The 23823-nt window shown below is 45.2% G+C and carries 16 protein-coding genes; 11 read left to right on the forward strand and 5 right to left on the reverse strand.

All coding sequences use genetic code 11. The features are described from left to right. Positions 1 to 7: 7 nt before the first annotated feature. Positions 8 to 2341: a GH92 family glycosyl hydrolase gene (locus HQ39_RS08375; protein ID WP_036865387.1), complete on the reverse strand. Its 2334-nt coding sequence runs from the start codon at positions 2339 to 2341 to the stop codon at positions 8 to 10. Here HQ39_RS08375 and HQ39_RS09625 point away from each other — a divergent pair. The 3 genes from HQ39_RS09625 (at position 2333) to HQ39_RS08385 (ending at position 7054) form a co-directional block, all read left to right on the forward strand. Then, positions 2333 to 2476 (forward strand): hypothetical protein, encoded by a 144-nt coding sequence (locus HQ39_RS09625; RefSeq protein ID WP_160216120.1) that lies wholly within the window; start codon positions 2333 to 2335, stop codon positions 2474 to 2476. The genes HQ39_RS08375 and HQ39_RS09625 overlap by 9 nt on opposite strands. 534 nt (positions 2477 to 3010) lie before the next feature. Then, positions 3011 to 5170: an elongation factor G gene (locus tag HQ39_RS08380; protein ID WP_036865389.1), complete on the forward strand. Its 2160-nt coding sequence runs from the start codon at positions 3011 to 3013 to the stop codon at positions 5168 to 5170. Between the two features lie 177 nt (positions 5171 to 5347). Next, positions 5348 to 7054: a tetratricopeptide repeat protein gene (locus HQ39_RS08385; protein WP_036865391.1), complete on the forward strand. Its 1707-nt coding sequence runs from the start codon at positions 5348 to 5350 to the stop codon at positions 7052 to 7054. 132 nt (positions 7055 to 7186) lie between these two features. Here HQ39_RS08385 and nrdG read toward each other — a convergent pair whose 3' ends face one another. Both nrdG and HQ39_RS08395 read right to left on the reverse strand, forming a co-directional pair. Next, positions 7187 to 7675 carry an anaerobic ribonucleoside-triphosphate reductase activating protein gene (gene nrdG / locus HQ39_RS08390; protein ID WP_036865393.1) on the reverse strand — a complete coding sequence of 163 codons (489 nt, stop codon included), beginning with the start codon at positions 7673 to 7675 and terminating at the stop codon, positions 7187 to 7189. A 16-nt stretch (positions 7676 to 7691) separates the two neighbouring features. Next, entirely contained in the window at positions 7692 to 10127 is a 2436-nt protein-coding gene (locus HQ39_RS08395; protein ID WP_410524600.1) for an anaerobic ribonucleoside triphosphate reductase, read from the reverse strand. Between the two features lie 520 nt (positions 10128 to 10647). Here HQ39_RS08395 and HQ39_RS09305 point away from each other — a divergent pair. Further along, positions 10648 to 12198, forward strand: coding sequence for an Ig-like domain-containing protein (locus tag HQ39_RS09305; RefSeq protein WP_052079562.1), 1551 nt, complete (start codon positions 10648 to 10650; stop codon positions 12196 to 12198). A 149-nt stretch (positions 12199 to 12347) separates the two neighbouring features. Here the strand turns inward: HQ39_RS09305 and HQ39_RS08405 are convergent, their stop codons facing one another. Next, the gene (locus HQ39_RS08405) at positions 12348 to 12758 is read right to left on the reverse strand and encodes a DUF4332 domain-containing protein (protein ID WP_036847514.1); all 411 of its coding nucleotides are present in this window, start codon (positions 12756 to 12758) and stop codon (positions 12348 to 12350) included. 542 nt (positions 12759 to 13300) lie between these two features. Between HQ39_RS08405 and nrfH the strand changes: the two genes are divergently transcribed. From nrfH to crcB, 5 genes are all read left to right on the forward strand, one after another. Further along, positions 13301 to 13930 (forward strand): cytochrome c nitrite reductase small subunit, encoded by a 630-nt coding sequence (gene nrfH, locus HQ39_RS08410; RefSeq protein ID WP_036865394.1) that lies wholly within the window; start codon positions 13301 to 13303, stop codon positions 13928 to 13930. Between the two features lie 36 nt (positions 13931 to 13966). Continuing rightward, entirely contained in the window at positions 13967 to 15448 is a 1482-nt protein-coding gene (nrfA, locus tag HQ39_RS08415; protein ID WP_036865395.1) for an ammonia-forming cytochrome c nitrite reductase, read from the forward strand. Positions 15449 to 15588: 140 nt separating this feature from the next. Continuing rightward, on the forward strand, positions 15589 to 16887 hold the full coding sequence (locus HQ39_RS08420; RefSeq protein WP_036865396.1) for a cytochrome c biogenesis protein ResB: 1299 nt from the start codon (positions 15589 to 15591) through the stop codon (positions 16885 to 16887). Further along, positions 16884 to 17681: a cytochrome c biogenesis protein gene (locus HQ39_RS08425; RefSeq protein ID WP_036865398.1), complete on the forward strand. Its 798-nt coding sequence runs from the start codon at positions 16884 to 16886 to the stop codon at positions 17679 to 17681. Before HQ39_RS08420 ends, HQ39_RS08425 begins: the two co-directional genes overlap by 4 nt. A 29-nt stretch (positions 17682 to 17710) precedes the next feature. After that, entirely contained in the window at positions 17711 to 18088 is a 378-nt protein-coding gene (crcB, locus tag HQ39_RS08430) for a fluoride efflux transporter CrcB (protein ID WP_036865440.1), read from the forward strand. 669 nt (positions 18089 to 18757) lie between these two features. Here crcB and HQ39_RS08435 read toward each other — a convergent pair. Then, entirely contained in the window at positions 18758 to 20029 is a 1272-nt protein-coding gene (locus tag HQ39_RS08435) for a transglutaminase domain-containing protein (RefSeq protein WP_160216121.1), read from the reverse strand. A gap of 346 nt (positions 20030 to 20375) precedes the next feature. On the opposite strand from HQ39_RS08435, the gene HQ39_RS08440 reads away from it, so the two are divergent. Both HQ39_RS08440 and HQ39_RS08445 read left to right on the forward strand, forming a co-directional pair. Further along, positions 20376 to 22850: a TonB-dependent receptor plug domain-containing protein gene (locus HQ39_RS08440; protein WP_052079563.1), complete on the forward strand. Its 2475-nt coding sequence runs from the start codon at positions 20376 to 20378 to the stop codon at positions 22848 to 22850. 6 nt (positions 22851 to 22856) lie between these two features. Next, complete coding sequence (locus HQ39_RS08445) at positions 22857 to 23801, forward strand: DUF4249 domain-containing protein (protein WP_081965425.1); 945 nt, start codon at positions 22857 to 22859, stop codon at positions 23799 to 23801. The last annotated feature ends 22 nt before the right edge of the window (positions 23802 to 23823 follow it).

Below are 23823 nucleotides of genomic sequence, written 5' to 3' on the forward strand. Positions count from 1 at the left end.
ATTTTTCTCATAGCTTGTTTCCGCTTACGGCTCTTCCGTATTCGTTCGAGAAGGAGTAAGGCTTGTCTTCTTCCGTTGTTCCCCTTTCTCTGTTGGGCTTGTTGCTCATCTCGAAAGAGATCTCACCGCCTTTCAGCAGCTGCGAATAGGTCAGGAAGTTTTTGCTCCATACTTTCCCGTCCACCGTCATACCATATATATAAGGTGTGTCGGACGTATTGCCTTTTGCATTCAGAAGCAGTTTCCTGCCATTGGGGAGAGAGAGCTTCACTTTCGGGAAAAGCGGAGAGCCCAACACATACTGCTCGGATGCAGGAGCAACCGGATAGAATCCGAGTGCGGAGAAAACGTACCAGGCAGAAGTCTGACCATTGTCTTCATCACCGCAGTAACCGTCCGGTGTGGGCTTGTAAAGCTTATCCATCACTTCACGCAAACGGCTTTGCGCCTTCCACGGTTCGCCTATATAGTTGTAGAGATATATCATGTGTTGTATGGGCTGATTACCGTGCGCATAGTTGCCCATATTGGCTATCTGCATCTCCCGAATCTCATGAATCACAAAGCCATAATAGCTCTCATCGAAGACGGGAGGCGTAGAGAACACGGAGTCGAGCATAAGACTCATATTTCTGTCTCCGCCCATCAGAGAAGCGAGACCTTTCGGGTCGTGAAATACAGACCATGTATAGTGCCACGCATTCCCTTCCGTGAAAGCGTCTCCCCACTTCAAAGGGGAGAACGGTGTCTGAAAAGTGCCATCGCTTTTCCTGCCTCTCATAAGGGATGTTTCGGGGTCGAACAGATTGCGATAGTTCATGGCTCTCTGTGCAAACGTGTTCAGAAGAGACGCTTCCCACTTTAGTTTTCTTCCCAGCTGCCATATACACCAGTCATTGTACGCATATTCCAGCGTGCGTGCGGCACTCTCCTTTATCCCAATATCGCACGGAACGTATCCCAGCTCATTGTATGCTTCCCAACCTTTGCGACCTGTGGACGACACAGACGGATGCACAGCGTTGGCTCCGTGTAGCAGTCCGGCTCGGAGTGTGGCGGTATCTTTCACCATGACTCCTTTGAGATAAGCATCGGCAAGAACGGATGCAGAGTTGTTGCCCACCATGCAGTCTCTATGTCCGGGACTTGACCACTCCGGAAAGAATCCGCTTTCGCGGTAGCTGTTGAGCAGACCTTCCTGTATCTTGATATTCTCTTCCGGATAGAGGAGATTAAGTAGCGGAAAGAGAGAGCGGAATGTATCCCAAAAGCCGGTATCGGTGTAGAGATAGCCCGGAAGCACCTGTCCGTTGAACGGACTGTAATGGACGATCTTTCCTTTCGGGTCTATCTCGTAAAATCTTCGCGGAAAGAGGAGAGAGCGGTAGAGTGCGGAGTAAAATGTGCGCCGTTGGTCGGTGCTGCCGCCCTCTATCTCTATGCGGCCCAATAACCTGTTCCACTCCGCTCTGCCACTGTCTCGCACCTGCTCGAAGCTCTTGTCTGCCACCTCCAAAAGGTTCTGCTCTGCCTGTCGTGCGCTGATGAACGAGGAGGCTATCCTGATCTCCACCTCCGGAGACTTTATCTCCACAGCCACTCTGGCGTGTCCCGCGACATCCGGCTCTATCTTGCGAATGCTCTTTATCGGTGTGGAAAACTTCAGGGTAAAGTAGCAGGCAAAATTTTCGGGCACGCCTCCGCTGTTTTTTCGTGAGATCCCTTGCAGCGTGTAAGCATCTTTCTGCTCTATGAGAGAGCCGGAGTCGAAAGCATCCAGCAGCAACCAACGGAGCTGTTCTGCCCTGCTCTTTTTCGGATAAGCTACTCTGAATATCACGGCTCGTTCCGTTGGGGTCAGTTCCACAAAGGTGTCATGGGAGGCAAGATATACGCTATAATAATAGGGTGTAACGCTCTCTGCCTTGTGCGAAAACCATGAGGCGGAATGCTCGGTATCGAAAAGCGAGTACCACTTCTTCATATCTTCCGCACTCTCTCCGTGTGGAGCAGGAGGAGCCATCAGGGGCATGATGAAAAACTGCCCGTAGTCGTTGATCCAGGGACTGGGTTGATGGGTCTGTTTGAAGCCTCTTATCTTGTGAGCCGTATAGGTGTACTGCCAGCCGTCTCCGGGCTTTCCGGTCATCGGTGTCCAGCTGTTCATGCCCCAAGGTCTGCCTATAACCGGATAGGTGTTCCCCGAACTGAGTTCAAAACTACTCTGTGTCCCGATGAGGGGAGATACATAGTCTACGGGAGATTGTGCCGAAAGATCGTAACCGGCTATGTGGAAAAGGAGAAGTGCCAGAGTGGCAAAAAACGCTTTGGAATGCTTCATGTCTGTAAAATATCTCCCCTAAAGGTAGAGGAGTTTGACGAAAAAAGCAACATCGGAGTTCTCTCCAACTCTTCTGTAAGTGAACAGGTTACAACGGCTTATGCCCTCTTTTCATGTGTAAGGGCGTGTATGTGATTTGCTTTTAAGCTGTTCGATAGTTCTTTTTATCGTGTTAAAAAAGAGGGTTGATGCTTTATAAATTTTGAAATCAAGGCTTGATGTTTGCAAATCAAAACTTGAGTCCTGCTTCTCAAGGTTTGACTTTCAATATTCAGCTCCTGATTTGTAAATTTTAATGCGTTTGGAGAAAGAAACAAACAGGTTTGGGAGAACTTTTGGACGGCTTTATCAAAAGAGTTTTATCCGTCTTTTCGTGGCTCTTTCGGGCTATCGCTTTCTTTCCGGAAGGCTTCTGGCGGAGTGGAGCAAGAGAATTACCGAAAAGCAGGTATGTCTCTCTAACTTATTGTAATAGAGGAGTCTGTCTCTTTGATACGAAGCAATAATCTCTCCATCGGTACAAAAACGGACAAAATGTTGTTTTTCTGAAATATTAGTACTAATTTTCGGAGAAAGTCGCAGAGTTTTGCCCGACAGAAGAGGGCATTTTGGCTCTGAGACATATAAAATAAGCTATTATAATTTCAAACCATCTTACATAAGGACGTTATGAAAGTGTACCAAACCGAAGAGATTAAAAATATCTCTATACTGGGCAGTTCAGGCTCAGGTAAAACCACGCTTGCGGAAGCAATGCTATTTGAAGGCGGTGTCATTAAGCGTAGAGGAACAGTGGAAGCAGGAAATACTGTTTCGGACTACTTCCCGGTAGAAAAAGACTATGGATACTCTGTGTTCTCTACGCTGTTTTCAGTAGAATGGCAAGGTAGAAAGCTCAACTTTCTCGACTGCCCCGGATCCGATGACTTCGTAGGTGCAGCGGTTTCTTCTCTTAGTGTTACAGATACGGCTCTGATGGTCGTAAATGCTCAGTACGGTATAGAAGTGGGGCTGATCAATCAGTTCCGTTATACAGAGCAGTTTAAGAAACCGGTGATCTTCATCATCAATCAGCTTGATCATGAAAAAGCCGACTTTGATAACAGCGTAGCCCAGCTGCAAGAAAGATACGGTTCCAAAGCCGTTCCGGTACAATATCCGGTAACCGTGGGTACAGGCTTTAACGAGATCGTGGACGTCCTTAAGATGAAAATGTACCGCTGGAAACCGGAAGGCGGTGTACCCGATGTGCTCGACATACCCGAACAGGAGCAGGAAAAGGCTATGGCTTATCACCAGGCATTGGTGGAAGCAGCAGCAGAAAACGATGATGCGTTGATGGAGAAGTTTTTTGATCAAGGCACATTATCGGAAGAGGAGATGAGAGAAGGTATCAGATTGGGTCTTGTGTCTCGCAGCATCTTCCCGATATTCTGCGTAAGTGCTCTTAAAGATATGTGCGTGAGACGTACTTTGGAGTTTCTTGGAAATATCGTTCCATGTACAGATAAGATGGAACCTGCCCTTACCAATGAGGGTGAAGAGGTAAAAGCCGACTCTGCAGGTCCTGTAAGCCTTCTCTTTTTCAAGAGTGCCATAGAGCCTCATATTGGAGAAGTGGACTACTTCAAGGTTATGAGTGGTACGGTGAAAGAGGGCGATGACCTCATTAACGCAAATAAAGAGAGCAAAGAACGCATCACTCAACTTTATGTGGCAGCGGGAGCAACTCGTGAGAAAGTGGCAGAGATGAAAGCCGGAGATATTGGCGCTACCGTTAAACTGAAAGACGTGAAAGTGGGACACAGCTTGAACGAAAAGGGCTGCTCTTACACTTATCCCGAAGTTCAGTATCCGGAGCCGAAGTATCGCAGAGCAATCAAGGCTGTGAACAGCAGCGATGCGGAAAAACTTTCGGAAGCGCTCACCCGTATGCACTCTGAAGATCCGACATGGATAGTGGAACAGTCCAAAGAGTTGAAGCAACTTATCGTGCACGGACAGGGAGAGTTCCACTTGAGAACATTGAAGTGGAGACTCGAAAACAACGACAAAATTCCTGTGGAGTTTTATGAACCAAAGATTCCATACAGAGAAACCATCACCAAAGCCGCTCGCGCAGACTACAGACACAAGAAACAGTCGGGTGGAGCAGGTCAGTTTGGCGAAGTGCATCTTATCGTAGAGCCATACGAAGAGGGATCTCCTCTGCCTCAAAGCTATAAGTTCGGCGGTCAAGAGTTTAAGATCACAGCAAGAGATACTCAAGAGATCTCTTTGGATTGGGGTGGAAAGCTCGTCTTTGTGAACTCGATCGTTGGTGGAGCCATAGATGCCCGATTCCTTCCTGCCATATTAAAGGGTATTATGTCTCGCTTGGAGCAAGGTCCTCTTACCGGTTCTTACGCCCGCGATGTAAGGGTCGTGGTATATGATGGTAAGATGCACCCGGTGGACAGTAATGAAATATCCTTTATGCTTGCAGGACGTAACGCATTCAGTGAAGCGTTCCGCAATGCCAACCCGAAGGTATTGGAGCCGATCTATGACGTTACGGTCTCTGTTCCTGCAGACTATATGGGAGATGTTATGAGTGATCTTCAGACTCGGAGAGCCATTATCATGGGTATGAACAGTGCTGCCGGATATGAAAAGATCCAAGCGAAAGTTCCTCTTAAAGAGCTTTCCAGCTATTCGACATCGTTAAGCTCCATAACCGGAGGACGTGCAAGCTTCACAATGAAGTTTGCCGGATATGAGCTTGTTCCGACAGATGTACAAGAAAAACTTCTTGCAGATTATGCTGCAGAGAAGGAAAAAGACGAATAATAGAAGTTTGCTATGATTTTTGAGAGGGAGCTGCTCTGACAAGAGCAGCTCTTTCTTTGTTTGCCAAAGTGAATGTAAAGAAAATCATAAAAATACGCTATCTTTGTCTTGTTGTGTTCGTTCCTATCGGAATACAGCAGTACCATGATCGAAATTTATCTAACACAGTAAATTGATATGACAAAAAGAATTATTCTATCTGTTACTACTCTTGCCGTAGTATCTCTTTTGGCTTCATCGTGTGCGAAGCTAAAGCCTCTTCAAGCTCAGTACGTCAATGTGGATCCACAACCACTGGAACTGACAGCCGGAAAGGTACCTGCTCAGGTTAATATCTCTTTCCCAAAGAAATGGTTTGCGAAGAAAGCACAAGTGAGCATCATTCCTGTATTAAGGTATCAAGGAGGAGAGATGGCGGCGGCTCCCGTAACCTATCAAGGTGAAAAGGTGCGTGGCAATGCTACCGTAGTGCCTTACGCTTCTGCGGAAAGAGTGGTGTTTCATATGGAATTTGACTACAAGCCGGAGATGCAAAAGAGTGATCTTTTCCTTACATTCCGTGCAAAGGTAGGCAAGAAAGAGGTGCGTCTTCCGGATGTAAAAGTGGGCGAAGGCGTTATAGCAACAGAAGCATTGGCTTCTACGGAGTATGTTACTCCTGCCATCGCTCCCGATGGATTCCAACGCATCATCAAGGAAGCACATAATGCAAACATCCTCTTCCTTATCCAACAAGCCGGTCTTCGTCCTACGGAGTTGGCAAAAGCGGAAATGAAGGAGTGGAAGAGCATCGTAAAGAATGCCAATGATGCAGCAAACAAGAATGTAAATGTAGAGGTACGTGCTTACGCTTCTCCTGATGGAGCTTTCGATTTGAACGAAAGACTTGCGGGTCAACGTGAGAAAAATACGACCAACTACCTTAACAGAGAGTTGAAGAAGCAACGCATCAATGCTCCGGTAGCTGCTCACTATACGGCTGAAGACTGGGAAGGCTTTAAGGAACTTGTAGAGAAGAGCGAAATTCAGGATAAAGATCTTGTCCTTCGTGTTCTTTCCATGTACACAGACCCTATCCAGCGCGAACAGGAAATCAAGAATATTTCTGCTGTGTTCCGCCAACTTGCAGACGATATCCTGCCTCAACTTCGCCGTTCTCGCTTGATAGCGAATGTTGAGATTATCGGAAAGAGCGATGAGGAGATCCTTTCTCTTTCTCAAAAGAATCCGGCTGCTTTGAATGTGGAAGAGTTGCTTTACTCTGCTACTCTTGTTCCGACTGCTGCAGAAAAGATGAATATCTACAAAAAAGCTACTGAACTTTTCCCTAATGATGCTCGTGCATGGAATAATATAGGTACTATCCTGTATGCTTCTAAAGAGTATGCAAATGCTGCGGAATACTTCAACAGAGCATTGGCAGTGGCTAAAGTGAATGGAAAAGATCTTGCAGAAGCTCAGCTTAATACCGGTCTTCTTGCTTTGAGAAGCGGAAACGTGGATCAGGCAAACAGCTTGTTCAGCGCGGCAACCAATGTACCGGAAATGGCAGAAGTGATGGGATTGATGCAGATCCGTCAAGGTAAATATGCCGAAGCTGCCAAAACACTTTCGGGATACGCTACAAACAATGCAGTGGTAGCTCAAATCCTTGCAAACGACTACAATAAGGCTGCCGAACTTATCGCTAAGATTTCCAATCCGGATGCGAAGACTTTCTACTTGAAAGCTCTTGTTGCTGCTCGTACAGATAATGCTTCTGTTGTGGAAGAGGCTCTAAAGGAAGCTGTTAAGCTTGATCCTTCCATCGTGAAGACAATCGCAATGGATCGTGAGTTCTCTAAATATGCGGCTAATCCGTTCTTCAAGTCCATTCTCAGATAATAGAACAAGATAGGGAAACAGATTTCTTGATATACAGAATCGCCCCGATGTATTCGTTAGATACATCGGGGCGATTTTTATTTGCTTTTCTCAATGTTGGTGTTAAGGAAAAATGTACTTCTCGTACAGGTTTTATTTCTTAAGGTAAATGATGCGTTGATTCTTGCTTCCCCTAAAACGCAACGTGGGATCGAACTCCTCTTGGACAAAAGGTCCATCCACTAGTATATCTATGTATTTTAATGGAAGTGATAGCAGAGGATCATTGGAGAGCTGTTCCAATGTATATCCGGTGTAAACCCAGATATTCATTCCTGTCTCCTCTTTCAGACGGGACAGGAGAGCCTCCAATCCGACCGGATTATGGAACGGATCTCCTCCGCTTATAGTGATACCGTCAAGGAGAGGATTCTCTTTGATCTCTGCAATAATATCGGTAAGAATGGAGTCTGTAAGCAGTACCCCATTGTTGGGATCCCAGCTCGCCGGATTGTGGCAGCCTTTACAGCGGTGAGAGCAGCCAGCCAAATAGATAGAAAAACGAATACCTTCACCATCTGAAATAGTCTCTTTGTATCTATTCAGAAGGTGAAGGTTGTATTCTTCTATCGGACAAGGCATCTCTTCAGGCTTATGCTTATTTGGAGTGTTTCACTCTGTCATGTTCTTCTGCCTGCTTAGCAGAGTTCCAGCTATCCAATGATCCGGTAAGATATCCCGTGATGCGTCTTAGTCTTGAAATGTTCTCGCCACTGCATACAGGGCATTTTGCATATATCACACCCTTATAGCCGCACTTGTTACATGTATCCACCGGGTGGTTGATAGAGCCATAGCCGATACCCTCATCGTGCATTGCCTTGACGATTTTAAGGATGCCGGAAATGTTTTTCTTTGCTTCGCCGTCGAGCTCTACGTAAGTAATGTGTCCTCCTCTCGTGATGGCATGGAAAGGTGCTTCTTTCTTTATCTTTTCAAAGATGGTTACAGGCTCTTTGACATCTATGTGGAAAGAGTTCACGTAATAGTCTCTGTCATTTACTCCGGCTATTACTCCATATTTCTTTTTATCCATACGAGTAAATCTACCGGAGAGTCCTTCTGCCGGAGTAGCCAGTACAGAATAGTTGAGTCCATACTTCTTTTTGTACTCTTCTACCACTTCATTCATCACCAAGACAGCATCATATAGAGTCTGCCAAGCCTCCTGATTGTGCGCATGCCCCTCTCCATATATTGCGATCATGGCATTGTGTCCGCCAATGAACCCTATACCGAGAGTACCGCTCTTTATTACTTCTCCCACTTCATCGTTAGGATCTAAGCTGCCACCGCCTTTCCAGACATCATTACCCATCATGAACGGATACTGTCTTGCCAATGAGCTTTTCTGATATTTATATCTGTCGTACAGCTGTTCGGCTATCATTTCGGAAGTCTTTCGTACTCCTTCGAGGAATATCTCTTTTGCCTCTCTGCGGATGGTGTGTTTATCCGCTCCCGGATTATTTTCTTCCGCTTCCCTTATCGCCTCTATTGCCAAACGAGGCATATTGAGAGAAGTAAAAGATAGGTTCCCGCGTCCGACGGAACTCTTCTCTCCATGGAGATTTTCAAATACTCTTGTTCTACATCCCATTGTTGCCACCTCGTAGAGATAGCGTTTGGGATCATCGGCATTCCACTTCTCATGTTTATTAAACGGAGCATCCAAGAATACGAAGTTAGGGAAGAGAGCCTTTGAAGTAGTACGACATGCCTCAATAAGCAGGTCAAAGTTCGGAGCTTCAAACTCCATTTCTCCGCTGAGAGCTTTTGGAAAGTCAGCCAAAGCCTTCGCGCAGTCTTTTTCAGAGTAAGAGACACCATCTTTAACCTTAAAGATCTGTATCGGGAATATCGGTACCTCTCCATGTCCAAGCCCTTCCATTGTTGCGGAGAGCAGTTCTCTCATCAGCAAACGCGCTTCCGGAGAGGTGTCTGTGCCGTAGTTGATGGAGCTGAAGACCACTTGATTTCCTCCACGAGAATGCATCGTGTTAAGGTTATGTATGAATGCCTCCATCGCTTGATGGGTTTCACGTATGGTCTTATCCATGGCATGTTGCCACGCTTTCCTTACTCCTTTTTCGTCTATACCCTCAATCATGGAAAGTATGGAGGCAATAGCTTTCTCTTGCTCCTCTTTCTTCTCCTGAACGGAAATGTGCTGTTCTGCAAGCTTTTGCTGTATCTCTTTGCGTTCGATCTCCTTCCCACTTTCCAAAGAGACTATCAGCTTCAATGTCTCTGCAAGATGCTTTTGGAAAGACTTCCGTACTCCTGGTGCCATGAAATAGTCAAAAGCCGGGATGGATTGCCCTCCATGTTGTTCGTTTTGATTGGTTTGGAAGATGATCGTTGCGAGTGTCGCATAGCTTTGGATGCTTTGTGGAGTTCGGATACTGCCGTTTTTGGTTCGGAATCCTCTCTCATAGAGATCCTCCAAGTCGTACTGCAAGCATGTTGTGGTCTTGGTCGGGTAGTAGTCCAAGTCGTGAATATGAATGTCTCCATTCCTGTGAGCGCGTGCATATTTCACGCCCAACAGATATTTGTTGGTATAATCTTTGGTAACCTCAGAAGCAAAAGTCATCATCTGACCTGCGGGTGTATGAGCGGACATATTCGCATTGCTCAGATTGATATCGTTCTTCTCAATCTTAACAATGCCGTCCATGATTTGCTTCATTCCGGTTCGTTTATCGCGCTCGACGTTTCTCCACTCTCGGTAGATGATATATTTCTTAGCCACGAAAGGGTTATGCACCATCAGCTCATGCTCTACAAGGTCTTGTATCTCTTCTACTCCCGGATCCTCTTTAGTGATTTTCATACAGACCTGATCCACTATATTACGGATAAGATCTCTGTTTTCGCAGAGGCCGCATGCACGGTAAGCCTTTACGATAGCCTCCTCTATCTTTTGTGGTGAAAAGGGTTCCTTCTTTCCATCTCTCTTAGTGATGAACAATGTTGCAGATGCCATGTTATATTGGGTATAAGTACGTGATTTAATGAGAGAGCCGTTCATATAAATGCACGGACGCTCTTTTTGGTGTATGTGATAATTTTGTCTCTTTCGTTATAAAGGTTTTGCCCTCAGCCTTCGGATTTATTCTTTCTGAAGGCTTTCCAAATTTAGAAAAAATATTAGAGGAAAACAAGCCGTAAGTAAGGATAAAAATTCCTTTTCTGAGCCGTTATCAGAAATACCGGCATTATGGCTCTGGTATAAAAATATCTACTTCTATTTATAGCTGCTTTTATATGGATTATTTCCCTTTTTATAGATATGCGGAAAGATGAAAGCAGGATTATTTTCGGTCTTTTCTCTTTCGCCGGAAAAGCATAAAAGGGTTGTGATTTTTCTAAAATCTTTAGAGGAAAGAGTAGAGAAGAGGATTTTAGTTGGTTAATTGTGAAATAAATATTTGTCTATCCGGAATAAATCTTTAATTTTGGGGCCGGCGACCACACATATCCTTAAGTTTGAAAACGCGATTATAAATATTAATGTTTAACCTTTTTTATTCATGACAACAAAGAAAGCTATGAAAAGAATTCACATCAATGGTCTGTTGACTTTGGTTTTTTTGTCGATTTTTGCTCTTACATCATGTAAGAAAGATCCGATTTTGGTTACCAATGTTGCGTTGAACAAGACATCTCTCCAGCTCTTTAAGGGAGACACGGAACAGCTTACTGCAACCATCACTCCTGCGGATGCAGAAAACAAGGAGCTTACATGGACATCTTCAAAAACGGATATCGTATCTGTGGACAAGACCGGTAAGGTAACAGCCATTGGATTGGGTGAGGCAGAAGTGAAAGCAACAGCAGGTGGAAAGTTTGCGATATGTAAGGTCGTTGTGGCAGCAGTGCCTGTATCGGGTATTACCTTGGATAAGGAAAATCACGAGATGACTATTGGTGAGGAGGTGGTGCTTAAGGCTACCGTGACTCCGGATAACGCAGAAGACAAAACCGTAACATGGGATTCTTCCGACAAGGCGGTGGCTACCGTGGATAACAATGGTAAAGTGGTTGCAAAAGGAGAAGGAGAAGCCACTATTACAGCAAAGACCGGCGATAAGAGTGCTCAGTGCAGAGTCAAGGTCAATCCTATCTTAGTGGAGAGCGTTACTATCAGTAAGACCTCTCTAGAGTTGGTTGTAGGAGAAAGATTGAAACTTAGTGCAACGGTCCTACCGGAGAATGCAACGCACAAGACAGTTACTTGGACTTCTTCCAATAAGAGTGTTGCTACCGTTACAGAAGCAGGTCTTGTGACCGCAGTGGCAGCTGGTACTGCAGAGATTACAGCAGCAGCCGGAGGCAAGACAGCCAAGTGTATCGTTATCGTAGAGCTTCCGGTAAGACCTCCAAGAGTGGGAGACTTTTACTATGAAGACGGCTCTACATCCGATCAGATAGATAATGCCAAGAAGATTATCGGCATTGTATTCTGGATTGGTGATGCTACCAAGCAAGATAAAGCGATGAAGAGAGACTTCCCTAAGTGTACCAACGGGTTGGTTGTATCCCTAACAGAAATACTACAATGTCAATGGCAAGAGAATTACAAGACCTATAACAATACTGTGGGGGCTTGGGTCGAAGCAAATGCCAAGCAATATGAAACTCCCGTGACAGCAGAAGACGATGTTTCGACCAATCTTAATAAGACTGTTGGGTACAATAACTCTAAAGCTTTGGAAGCATTCAACAATGCTCCGGAAAATTCTGCATGGCCTGTAACAGCAATTGTTAGGCTCAAAGAATTTGCTGCGGCAAATCCTGTTCCTGCAACTACAACAGGATGGTATCTTCCATCTCCTAAAGAGCTTACTCTGATGTGTCACGGTCCATTCAGTGGAAATATCAGGTTCTTGGCCAATAAAGACAAAGAAGTAATGAAGAAGATCAATGCAGCTCTTGATAAAATTGGAGCAGTGGGAGTTCAAAAACTTACAGAGAATACTTATCGTTCCAGCGCAGAACGCAATAACAATATTTCTCAAGGCGTATTGTTCTACAACTCTTCCTTGCAGGGGCCTGCAAAGGATGCTCTTCTTAAGGCTCGTCCTATCTTTGCCTTCTAATGACAAACAGAATTTAATCTCTCTTTTCAGGTAAGAACACTTTTAATAATAGTTGTCCTGATTGGAAAGAAATATAAAAAGAGAATCGGCGGAAGATCTCCGGAATGGATCTTCTGCCGATTTTCTTTTCCTTTTACTCTCCTTTCGTACTAAGGCTCCAATCCTCTGGGCAACACCTTTGCCTGCTCTATCCATTTGTTCACAACGGTAACAAGAGGAGTGCGTTTGACGATATTTTTTTTGTCGTTTACCTCTGCCATCTTCTGCACGATATATTCCGGATCTGCACAGCTTAGGTTTTTCATGGAACCGATGCCTATTATGACTAAAATAGAAACATAGTCTGCTCCTATGCCGTTCACGCGTAGGAGATCCACCATGTTCGCCCATTTAAGGATGCGTCTCTCATCTATTTTGGTCTGTTCCGAGAGCTTTTTTCTCATTACTCTGGTTTTACTCGCCCTGGAGAGAGCCATAGTATTTTCGATGCCTGCCTTGATCAGTTTCTGTTTACAAGCAGGCTCTATGGCTTTAATCTGTTCCAACTTGTAGTTTACCATAGGATGCGGTTCTTTTTTGATTTGTTAATATTCAAGGGATTACAAATATAACTACTACTTGTCAATATTCAAACTATTATTTTCTCTTCTTTCTCAAATTATAGGAAACTAACTCGTTGAGAAATGTTTGGTTATGAGCATTATCCTCTCATCTTTGAATGAAATGCCGGATAGAGTATCAAAACTCATTTATACGTATTCACTAAAAGAGTTTATCGGTAACAGAAGAGTATCTTAACCTTTATAATATTAAAAATCAAGCCTCGATCCGTGCAAATCAAGGCTTGAAATGCAACAATCAAGGCTTGAACAGTGCCATTCCAACCTCGATTTTGAGTTGTGAATCTGTTCAGCGAGAAAAAAGATAGTGTTAAACCTAAGTTGTTAACGTGTTCATTTTATGATCTAAAATCATCTTGGATTTGGAAATAATAAATCTAATATATAATTTTGTGGTATTAGGTAGTGATATTGTATGGTTTAATCATAAAATTTACTTCATTTAATCACTACTATTTGTGGTTCAAAAAACTTAACGGCTTATGTGCAGCAAGCAATCTCTATCTTACCGAGTACGCTCTCTGATACAGAGTTTACTTCCTGCTTATGGCTCCAAGGTGGTGGCAATACTCCTTCTTGGCGTAACGTTTGGGTTGGGAGCATACCTGGTTTATGCTTCCAAAGCTTACAGCTACCTCTTAGACGACCCGAAGGTGTGCGTCAACTGCCACGTCATGGGCCCCTATTATGCTACATGGCAACACTCTTCGCACATGCTTGTGGCTACGTGTAACGACTGCCATGTCCCCCATAACAACATTCTGAACAAGTACTATTTCAAGGCGAAAGATGGCTTGAGGCACTCTTACGTGTTCACTATGAGACAAGAGCCGCAAGCTATGCAAGCCATCACCGCAAGCCGTGAAGTGATATATGACAACTGTATCCGCTGTCACATGCAGCTCAACCAGGAGTTTGTCAAGACCGGACGGATGACCCGTAAAGAGCTGAACCATGGCGATGGCAGAGCTTGTTGGGACTGTCATAGAGACGTGCCTCACGGAGGGAAGAACAGTCTTTCATCTACCCCTTCAGCCCTTGTACCTTATCCGGAATCTCCTGTTCCGGAGTGGTTGAGAAGCAAGATGGACGAAGAGAAAAACAAGAGATAATAACAAACGGATAGAATAAGAAAAAAAGATACACCCATGAAAGAAAGAAAAAGACTGAAAAGCTGGCAGGGTTGGGTTCTGTTTATATCTGCCATGGTTGCGGTTTTCTGTTTAGGTTTATTGGCTGCATCCATTACGGAACGTCGTGCAGAGGTCCGGTCGATCTTTGCCAATAAGAAAGTGGAGATCGCTCCGATGGAAGCTCGGAATGCACTCTTCCAATCCAACTATCCTCGTGAGTACGAAACATGGTTGCAGACAGCAGATACATCGTTTGTTTCCGAGTTCAACGGAAATAAGTTTGTGGATGTGCTGGCACAACGTCCGGAGATGGTGGTATTTTGGGCAGGATACGCATTTTCAAGGGAGTACGGGAGTCCGCGAGGGCACTACTATGCCATCCATGATATGCTCCACACGTTGCGTACAGGCAGTCCGGGAGTGAACGGAATGGATGATATACAGCCGTCGACCTGCTGGGTATGTAAAAGTCCTGATGTTCCGAGAATGATGCAAGCGATAGGCATCGGGGAGTTTTACCAGAAGAAGTGGAGCGAGATGGGCAGTGAAATCGTCAATCCGATAGGCTGTGCCGACTGTCATGATACCGAAACAATGGATCTTCGTATCTCTCGCCCTGCACTCATAGAGGCTTTCGAGAGAATGGGAAAAGATATTACCAAAGCCACTCATCAGGAGATGCGCTCTTTGGTATGCGCACAGTGCCACGTGGAATACTACTTCTACAAGGAGAACAAATACCTCACTTTCCCTTGGGATAAAGGCACAACAATGGAAGATGTAGAGAAGTATTTCGACGAAATAGAGTACTACGACTACATCCATGCCATAAGTAAAGCTCCTATCTTGAAGGCTCAGCACCCCGACTATGAGATAGCGCAGCTCGGCATACACGCTCAAAGAGGTGTGGCTTGTGCCGACTGTCATATGCCGTATATGAGTCAGGGTGGTGTGAAGTTCAGCGACCACCACATACAGAGTCCGCTCAACTATATAGACAGAACGTGTCAGACCTGCCATCGTGAAAGCGAAGAGGTGCTTCGCCAAAATGTCTACGATCGTCAGCGTATGGCAAACGAAATCCGGAATAAGCTCGAAAAAGAGCTTGCCGCAGCTCATATAGAGGCGAAGTTTGCCTGGGATAAGGGAGCAACCGAAGAGATCATGAAACCGGTGTTGCAGTATATCCGTCAGGCGCAATGGCGTTGGGACTATGGTGTGGCTTCGCATGGTGCTTCGTTCCATGCGCCTCAAGAGGTAACCCGTATATTGTCCAACGGATTGGAGAGAGCGCTTCAAGCAAGGCTCGCAATCTCCAAAGTGCTTGCCAATCTCGGCTTTACCGGAGACGTTCCTATGCCTGACATCTCTACCAAAGAGAAAGCACAGCGTTATATAGGGCTTAATCCTGAAGAGCTTCATGCCAATAAGAAGAAGTTCTTGGACGTTGTGGTTCCTGAGTGGATAGAGAAAGCGAAGCAGCAAAAACGCATCTGAAAATAAGACAGATCCTCTCTCTCGCAAGAGCAAGATCTGTTTACAAAAAGTATAGAGTAGAGATCGTATGGCAGATGTAGCATCTTCTATGCGGTCTCTATCTGTTAGTGTTACACACGGATACCTATATATATAATATTATGTGGAAACAACCTTGGGGATATCGTGAAGCATTTGCTATTTCTGTGGCTCTTGTTGTCATCGGTGTGCTGTTTCATTTCATACTCGGACCTATACCTGCTCAAGGCTTTGCCTATCCTTTCAATCTGATAGGAGGCATCTGGGTCTTTTTCCTCTCCGTTCTTCTTGCCGTTCTTGCACGTAAAAAGGTTCGGATAGCCACGTTTCTGACCGGATATAAAATGTCTATTGCCGCCATTGCAACCCTCATGGCAGTCTCTATCATCATGGGTCTGACGAGGCAGATAGAGCTTTCGGCAGCCTCCGGAGAGGATTTGAAGATGCTGGTACACACTCTCGGCTTCAGCCATATACTCTCTACGTGGTACTTCCTGGTAAGCTATCTGCTTCTGCTGATACTGCTTGGCGGTGCAACCTTTGCGTTTCTGTTTCGAGGGCGGAAAAGGAATATGACATGGCGCAGATACGTCTCTTTCCTGCTGAATCACTTAGGACTCTACATTGCGCTCTTTGCCGGAGTGTTAGGTGCTCATGATCTGAAAAGATTCCGAATGCAGGTGGATGCTTCGACCAATATGCCCGAATGGAGAGGAACAAAAGATTTCTCTTCCGAGCTTTACGAGCTTCCTCTGGCGATTGAGCTGGAATCTTTCGAGCTGGAAGAGTATCCTCCCAAGCTGATGATCATAGACAGCAGAACCGGAGAGACACTTCCCTCGGGTCATCCATGGCATCTGTCGGTAGAGGAGACACCATCTTCCGGAAGAATGGGAGCGTGGAAGGTGGAAGCGTTGGAGTATCTCCCTTACAGCTCACCCGTGGTCTCGAAAGACAGTATTCACTTTGTGGAGTTTGGCAGTACGGGAGCGGTGCATGGCGTTAAAGTACGCGCAACGAACAGCAGCACGGGTGAGGAGGTGAACGGATGGGTTACGTCCGGCAGTTATCTCATTCCGTTCAGAGGGCTATCCCTGCCGGACAGCTTGAGTATCGTTATGCCGGATCCGGAGCCAAAGCAGTTCCGCTCCAAAGTCTCTATTTACAGCCCCGGAGGCGGATATGTCAAAGGCGAGATTTCAGTGAATCATCCCATAAAGTTTGAAGGCTGGCACATCTATCAGCTAAGCTATGATCAAGAGATGGGAAGGTGGAGCAATGTCTCTGTATTCGAGCTTGTAAAAGATCCGTGGATGCCTTTCGTCTATGTCGGACTGCTATTGATGCTGCTCGGAGCGGTATGTCTCTTCATCCTGCCCCAGCCCACTTATGTACCTTCATCTAAAGAGAACGAGCTATGACTACTTGGAACGATATGATATACTACGCTCTCCCAACCGTGTTGCTGGCTGCCTGCGGTGCGTGGATGGCTTTTAAGGAGAAAAGAAACGGATCGGTAGCCCTCTCCATACTGGCTCTCATGCTGTTCGGAGCCTATATCGGACTCATGTGGCACTCTCTTGAACGTCCGCCTATGCGTACCATGGGGGAGACGCGTCTGTGGTATTCGTTCTTCGCATTGCTTGCCGGCGTTATCGTTTACCTGCGATGGCACTACAAGTGGATATTGGGATTTTCCACCATTCTTGCTTCTGTTTTTATTGTGATCAATCTGGTGCGTCCGGAGATCCACAACAAGAGTATGATGCCGGCACTGGAAAGTCCGTTCTTTGTACCACATGTCATCTCCTATATGTTCTCTTACGGCATGCTGGGGGCGGGACTTCTGGTTGCTCTCTATGCCTTATGGATAGAGAAGAAAAAAGGAGAAGCGGATCACGCACTCCGACTGATGTCCGTATCGGACGGGTTGGCTTACACCGGGCTTGCCTTTCTGATGATCGGTCTTCTGTTAGGAGCTTTTTGGGCAAAGCTTGCATGGGGACACTATTGGAGTTGGGATCCGAAAGAGACATGGGCTGCCATAACGATGCTTGCCTATCTGCTCTATATCCATTACCGGCTTAGCAGACCTCGTAAGGTGGCTACCGCGCTGTGGCTACTGCTTTTCTCTTTCTTGTGTTTGCAGATCTGCTGGTATGGAGTCAATTTTCTTCCATCGGCACAAGGCATAAGTATTCACACCTATGGGTGATGAGAGGTTTATGCGATACGGAATGCACAATGCTTAAGACAATTCTTTATATCGGCTGTGGCAGCTTCATCGGGGGAGTGATGCGCTTTCTTCTTTCCCGATATGTGCAGGATGGCATCGCCGGAACTTTCCCTTGGGGAACGCTGGCTGTCAATCTTATAGGATGTCTCCTGATGGGACTGCTCTACGGCACGATGGAGCGAGGGAATATAGGCGATGAGAATCTTCGCCTCTTCCTTACGGTGGGAGTGTGTGGCGGTTTCACCACATTTTCGACCTTTGCCATGGATGGTTTTATGCTGCTAAAGTGGGAGAGTCTTCTTCCTTTACTTGGCTATCTTGCCGTGAGTGTGGTAGGAGGTGTCCTGCTTTTCTTTTTGGGCTATACTCTTATAAGGCAGTTTTGAAATGGCAAGAGCGACTTTTGTCTACCCGTTACCCTTCTCTTCTCGTTCTTGATTTTATATATTCCATCCCCAAAAATGCTCACTTTTTTTCGGCTCTCTATTTTGATCGGAGGAAGTGTTTTTAGAGGGGTACCGGATTTGTTAAATCAGCCCGTTTTATTAACGTAAATTTTGATGCCTGTTCAGCAAAAATGGTAAACGAGCATATTGTTTCAGCTTAACGTGTTTAATTTTTCAGTGAACACGTTTACCGATTTCATTAAACACGTTTACCGGATTCGCTTAACGTGTTTAGCTGAAACCATTAAAACCCTCAAAATCAGCAGACTATGTGTTTTTGTCCTAAAATGCACCTGAAAAGGCTAATTTCTCTATTAGGGATTGTTTACAGAGAAGGGTGTTAAAATTTACGCCTATTAACGCGAAAACAGCCCATGAAAAGCACTGATAAAATTTTTTCTCCGAGAATGAGATTTTATCGTATCGCTTTTATTCTTAGCGTTTTACTCTAAAACGACTTGGCGAATTTACCCTCTCTACGCCAAAAATCTTCTCTCTTGCTCTCGATTTCCAGCTCTCCATTTTTATATAAAAAGACCGATGTGCTCCTCTAAAAACACATCGGTCTTCTGCCTTTTTTCTAAAACAATTTTGCCAAACCCAACCGGTCTACAGACGTACGACTTTTAGTTCGGAATGGCATCGGAAGAAAGCCCGGTCGGCAACACTCTTGACAGACTTGGGAAGGTAGACCTTACGGAGATTGGGACACGCTTCCACCGCATAGTCTTCGATAGTTTCCGTTCCCTCTTCAAAGTATAGCTCTTCCATTCCTTCGTGTCCGAAGATAACGTTTTTACCGACACTCTTCATGGGTTTCATCTTAACCACTTTCAGACGATCCGGAATGAAAAAAGGCAGATTGGACTTGTCTCCTTTGATATAAATAGTGCCTTTATACTCCTCAAGGTGAGGGTTTTCCGGATCTACGAGTATCTTCTCTACATTTTTGCCGGACTCCTTGAGATTGAGTTGGTCTGAGGTGCCGAGCATTTTGATGTTGCGACCAAGGTAGATCTCTTTTACAGATTTCGGCAGATGGGTCGGATTGAAACTTCCTATCTGAAATCCTCCCACGCCATAGGGCACAACAAGTTTTTCTCCCGTAAATGAATCTTGAACGCTACTTATAGTAAGCTCCCTTTTTTCATAGGTACACACGAACTTCTCATCCCGGAAGAGAGGAAAGTCCAAGCGTTCCGGTAAAAGAAAGTCGAACCTTTTGGGATCGTTTGCATCGTAGAAAATGCCATTGGTTGCATCTGATACAAACCATTTGCCATCAAGCAAGACATAGTTCCACGCATGCCCCAATGGATTTCCGAGAGTGTTGAAGCGTGCCAGCCCGTTCACTATGGGAGCGGAGATCTTCTGAGTATGGCAGAACACTTTAAGGAGATTGGAGTATCCCTGACAGATAGCCACTTTGTGCTTGAATGTCGTATAGGCACTATTGTAGTCCGGTATGGAGGGATCGAAAGTATTGCCATACTTGACGTTTTTCCGAATCCAGCCAAACAGAAGATCGTGCATTTCTCTTTGGTTTTTAGGTTGCTTTTCTGCCACGAGCTTATCGGCAAAAGCCTTTATCTCGTTCAGCTGAGCCTCTGTAATCCGGGTCTCTCCGAGAGGAAGAGGCTCATCGAATGTCATATTTGAGAGCAGAGCAAAAACTCTCTCCGCCGGAGAACCCGTAAGAATGCGTGAACCATCCGGTTTTGGGAAGAGATCTGTCTGCGCCGGAGGGTCATTCTCTTTCGGTTTTTCCGGTTGCTCTACTTCCGGATCCTTCTTCTCGTTCGGGCGAAGGGGATCTTTCCGGCAGGCTGTAACAACAAGTGTGCCCAGTATCAGGAGTAAAAGTAGTCTTGTTTTGTGCATAAATGTCATATTATTTTTATTTATCTTTTTGAGGAACAGTTCTTTATATATTGTTAAAGTCTTGTCTTCTTCAATCATGTGTGTTGTAGAAAAAGACAAGAATAATATCGGGTGCGAAAATAAAAATTATAGTTCATACACACAAGAATATCATTCGGGACACAACAATGCTTAAAGAGAGAAGTTTGAGAGCAAAAGCAAGCCGTAATACACTCTTCTTTAATAGATTTATTTCATATCTTTGGCGATCGGAGTCAAAAGTTAACCTTTTGCAAAAGTCTGAATCTATTAACATTGAAGTAAAATATTATTCACAGATCTTCGGATCTTAAATCTCCATGTTGGCATGAAGCATCGACACTTTCTCGGAACGGCTTTCGGTAAGAGAGGCATACTCTTTTCTCTAAGTCTGTTTCTTCTATCTCTGTGTTGCTTTGAACCCATCGCGGCACAGAGTAAAAACTGCAAACAGAGGATAAGCGGTTATGTTTATGAAAAGGGCTCGCAAGAGATCATCATCAGGGCAAGAATAAAAGAACCACAGCTAAAGACCGGAACATTGACCAATTCGTATGGTTTTTTCAGCCTGGAACTCCCTTGCAGTTCTCAAGAAGTAGAGGTTTATTCTGCCGGCTGTCAGCCTCAGACGATCCGACTGACGGGAAAAGATACCGTCATCAACGTCTATCTCGCACCACAAGAGCTGGATGAGGTTGTGGTGGTCGGAAGAAAAAACGACTCCGAGCTGACCGGCTCACGAATGGGAAGCATGGAAGTGCCTCTTGAGATTATCCGCAGAGCTCCTGCGCTTCTCGGAGAGGCGGATCCCCTGAAAACTATACAGCTTCTACCGGGTGTACAAGCCGGGATAGACGGTAGTGCCGGCATCTTTGTACGTGGTGGCGGTCAGGACGAAAACCTTTTTTTGCTTGACGGAGTGCCGCTTTACAATGTAAATCACCTGCTTGGATTCTTCTCCGTATTCACTCCGGAAGCGATCAAGAGAGTGGATCTCTACAAGGGTAGCTTCCCTTCGAGATTCGGGGGAAGGCTTTCGAGCGTTGTGGACATCAGAACAAATGATGGGAATATGAGAGAGTATCACGGTACGGCAAGCATCGGACTGATCTCCTCCAAGCTGCATTTTGAAGGGCCTATCGTTAAAGATAAAACCTCTATTCATGCTTCTTATCGCCGGACTTATGCGGATATTTTGGCACGTCCATTCATGACTCAAGACGAGAAAGGCGGATACTACTTCCAGGACTTCACGTTGAAGCTGAACCATAGATTCGGAGACAGAGACAGACTATTCCTGAGTCTGTACGGCGGAGACGATAATCTCTATACACACTTCGAGCATAGCATGAACAGGTATCAGTCGAAGTCAGACAGTGAAATGTCTTGGGGAAATATCGTCTCTTCGCTTAGATGGAATCATATATTCTCTTCCCGACTCTTCTCCAATACCACAATAGCCTACTCCAGATACAAACTCAGGACGTCAAATAAAGAGAATGAGTATGTGATAACAGATGGGAAATCTGAGCTGACCAACGGATATCATCTGCAGTTTACTTCGGGTATAGAGGACCTTTCTGCCCGTATGGATATGGAGTATTACCCCGTGCATAACCACACCATTAAGTTTGGAGGGGAGTATATCTATCATACTTTCAAACCGGAGGCGTTGTCGTTTGACCCCGTAAAGCAACAAGACCCGGAAGATGCCGATGTTTTGAAAGCTCTTAATCAGAGTGCAAAGCCTATACAAGCGCACGATGTGTCTTTCTATGCAGAGGATGAGATGAGGCTGCTGCCATGGTTGGACGGTAATGTGGGCGTGCGTTACTCTATGTTTGGAGTGAACGGAAAGCTTTATCACTCCTTAGAACCTCGCGCTTCCGTAAGGATAGCACCGACGGATATATTCGATGTCAAGCTCTCTTATACGAAGATGAGCCAGAACATTCACCTGCTAAGCTCTTTCGGTCTCAGCATGCCTACGGATCTCTGGGTGCCTGCAACGGAACGGATAAGTCCGATGAGTGCAAATCAATATGCGTTGGGACTCTACTCCGATGCGATAAACGGATGGAGACTATCCGCCGAAGGGTATTACAAGACCATCGACAATGCAATAGAGTACAAGGATGGAGCAATGTTCATGGGCTTCTCTTCGGGTTGGCAAGAGAAGGTAGAGCAAGGCGAAGGACGCTCTTATGGTGTAGAGGTGATGGCACAAAAGACAGAAGGAAATCTTACAGGCTGGGCAAGCTACACTTATGCCAAGAGTGAAAGAAGATTCAGTCCCAATGGAATAAACCAGGGAGCCTGGTTCCCGGTGCAGTTTGACCGCAGACACAATTTCAATATCGTTGCAACGTATGCTTTCTCGAAAGCTCTGGACTTAACGGCTACATGGGAGTATAGATCCGGCGGAAGAGCTACGGTAGGTATAGGAATGACGGAATATATAGCGAATCAATCGACCGGACATTATGGGGAGTACTATATAAATCACATGGATAACGGGGGAAGTCGTATTAGCCAAACACCTCTGGTAACATCAAGAAACAACTATCAAATGCCTTCGACTCACCTGTTGAACCTTTCGCTCAACTACTACGTTAAGCATAAGAGAGGCAAGAGTCAGTGGAATTTCTCTGTGTACAATGTCTATAATAGACGCAATCCAACCTTTTTATTGCTCCAGACAGGAGCAGGAAGAATAGAGAGAGAAAAGACTGCGGTTCCGATGTTAAAGAGAGTCTCCATTCTGCCAATTCTTCCATCCATATCTTATACGTATAAATTCTAATTCGTCATGAAAAGTATATATTATCATTTCAATAAGCTCAAAGTTGCGGCTCTAATCCTTCTTTCAGTAGTGCTATTCAGCAGATGCGTGGATGAAGTCCCTATGGATATTTCCGGTTATAAGGAAGAGCTGATAGTAAATGCCATATTCGATACTTCTTTGAGCAACCACTATATATATGTATCTCGTACGGGACTTTTGAATCCAATCCCGGAAAAAGAAGCAGATGTAAAGCTGTTCATTAACGATGTCCAAGTAAAAGACCCGGTGCCACACACGGCTTACCGCGTGTATCATAAGCAGGCATATCGCCCTTGTTTCCTAAGTACAGAAAAGTTTAAGCCGGGAGATCGTATCAGATTGGAGGTAGCAACAAAGGATGGAAAGCATCAGACTGTGGCGGAAACCGCCATCCCGAAAAGCGTCGGCATAGATAAGATAAGCTGGGAAGAGCCGGTAGTAGGCAAGCAATACGGTACGCTGTACACTACAATGACGGATCCTAAAGACGAGAAAAACTTCTATCAGCTGCGTTTTGCCGAAGAGGGAGTCTTTGAAGACAAGCCTTATCGAAGGATTTTAAGTCTGAACCATTCGCAAGAACCGGTCATGAATGACGGGAAGAGCACCACAACCACAAGTGATGAAGACTCTTACTTTAGCTCTCCAAACAATAACATGGGTGTGTTTTACGATAAATGGCTGAATGGTACATACACTCTAAAGTCCGGAGTAAGAGTGGCACAGATCAGACCCGAAGCAGAATATTATGTGCTTCTATCCTCTATCACCGAAGGATTCTACTTCTATCTTAGAGCTATAAATACGTTGGAGTCGGACGATTTCATCGAAGGGCTCACCACACCTATCATATTGCCCAGCAACGTTAAAGGGGGAAAGGGATATGTAGCAGGGGTTGCCACCGAACGCATTCAGTTTTCAAAAAAATAATGCGTATCTTTGGTATCTATAT

Origin of the sequence: Porphyromonas sp. COT-108 OH2963 (assembly GCF_000768895.1) — a bacterium.
Lineage (GTDB): Bacteria > Bacteroidota > Bacteroidia > Bacteroidales > Porphyromonadaceae > Porphyromonas_A > Porphyromonas_A canoris.